General features: G+C 64.5%; 2 protein-coding genes. Both read right to left on the bottom strand.

Annotated elements, in window-relative coordinates; all coding sequences use genetic code 11:
* A partial coding sequence (locus NKH35_RS31670; protein ID WP_352917565.1) for an 8-amino-7-oxononanoate synthase occupies nucleotides 1–850 on the bottom strand: 850 nt, incomplete at its 3' end.
* Nucleotides 847–1,639: biotin synthase BioB (gene bioB, locus NKH35_RS31665; protein ID WP_352917564.1), on the bottom strand; the 793-nt coding region annotated here is incomplete at its 5' end. The genes bioB and NKH35_RS31670, both read right to left, overlap by 4 nt.

Genomic DNA, 1,639 nt, shown 5'->3' with positions numbered 1-1,639 from the left:
GCATAGGCTCGTCGGCGAGCATTGCGAGTGCCTCGCGCGCCACGACCGCCATCAGTGGCGATGGCGCGGTTGCGTAGATGAATGGACGGCAACGGTTGATCAGATATTCGCACAGTGCCCTCGGCCCGGTGACGAGCCCACCAGATGCGCCGAGCGCCTTGCCGCAGGTGTGGAGCGCTATGATGTTGTCGCGGCCCTCGAAAGCGGCGGCAAGCCCCCGGCCATCCGGTCCCCAGACGCCGGTGGCATGCGCCTCATCAATGACGATGAATGCGCCGTGCCGATCGGCAAGTGCGACCAGGCTCTCCAAAGGCGCGCAGTCGCCATCCATGCTGTAAAGGCTTTCCACCGCGATCCAGACGCATCCCATGCCGCCTGCGACGCGCCAACGTGTAATCGCATCCTCGACAGCGGTGGCGTCGTTGTGCGCGGCCAGCACGAACTGTGCGCGCCCGGCCTGCGCACCCTCATGCATGCTGGCATGGGCGAGCTCATCGACAACCAAAAGATCGCCCTTGTGCGGCAGGGCGCTCAGCAGAGCGAAGTGGGCGATGTAGCCGCTGCCGAAGAACAGCGCGCGGTCGGCTCCAAAGAATGCCGCCGCGTCTGCCTCGAGCTGCTCGTGTTCCGGTGCATTGCCGCGCAACAGCCGCGACCCGGTGGCGCCAACCGGCGTGCCCCGCGCAATCGCCGCCACAACCGCATCGCCAAGTCTTCTGGACGCGGCCAGCCCGAGATAGTCGTTCGACGAGAAGTCCAGCCCGGCGCGGGGCGAAAGCGTCCGCAGCCGGTCCTTGCGCGCTAGCCCCTGCAAGGTCGCATCATAACGGGCAAGCGGCGCCCCGTTCATTGCGCCTCGAGTTCCATCGGATCGATGCCAAGGCGCCGGAACAGCAGGGTATCCTTGTCCTCACCGGGATTGTCCGCCGTCAGCAGCGTGTCGCCGAAGAAGATCGAGTTGGCGCCGGCAAAAAAGCACAGCGCCTGCATCTCGTCAGTCATCGCGGTGCGGCCGGCGGACAGACGGACATGCGATTTCGGCATCATGATGCGCGCCAGCGCGATCACGCGCACGAATTCGATCGGCTCAATGGGCTTGGCGTCTGCAAGCGGCGTTCCGGCGATCGGGATCAGCATGTTGATCGGAACGCTTTGCGGATGTTCCGGCAGATTGGCCAGCGTCACCAGCATGTCGATCCGGTCCACCGGCTCCTCGCCCATGCCGACAATGCCTCCACAGCAGATCTTGATGCCGGATTTGCGAACGTGGTCAAGCGTCTCGAGCCGCTCGGCAAAGCTCCGCGTACCGATGATCTCGCTATAGTAGCGTTCTGACGTATCGATGTTGTGGTTGTAGTAGTCGAGGCCCGCCTGCTTCAGTCGAGCGGCTTGCTCAAGATCGAGCATGCCGAGTGTCATGCAGGTCTCCAGGCCCAGCGCCTTGACGCCTTCGACCATCGCCACCACCGCATCCATGTCGCGCGCCTTGGGGTTTCGCCAGGCCGCGCCCATGCAATAACGGGTGGCGCCGGCATGACGCGCCTTGGTCGCTTCGGCGATGACGCGCCTGACATCCATCAGCTTGGACGCCTCCAACCCGGTTTCGTGACGCGCCGACTGGCTGCAATAGCCACAATCC

Origin of the sequence: Mesorhizobium sp. M1143 (genome assembly GCF_040318435.1) — a bacterium.
In the GTDB taxonomy this organism is placed as follows: Bacteria; Pseudomonadota; Alphaproteobacteria; order Rhizobiales; family Rhizobiaceae; genus Mesorhizobium.
The sequence above is the reverse complement of the archived record's forward strand: the minus strand, read 5'-3'. Positions and strand labels throughout refer to the sequence as shown.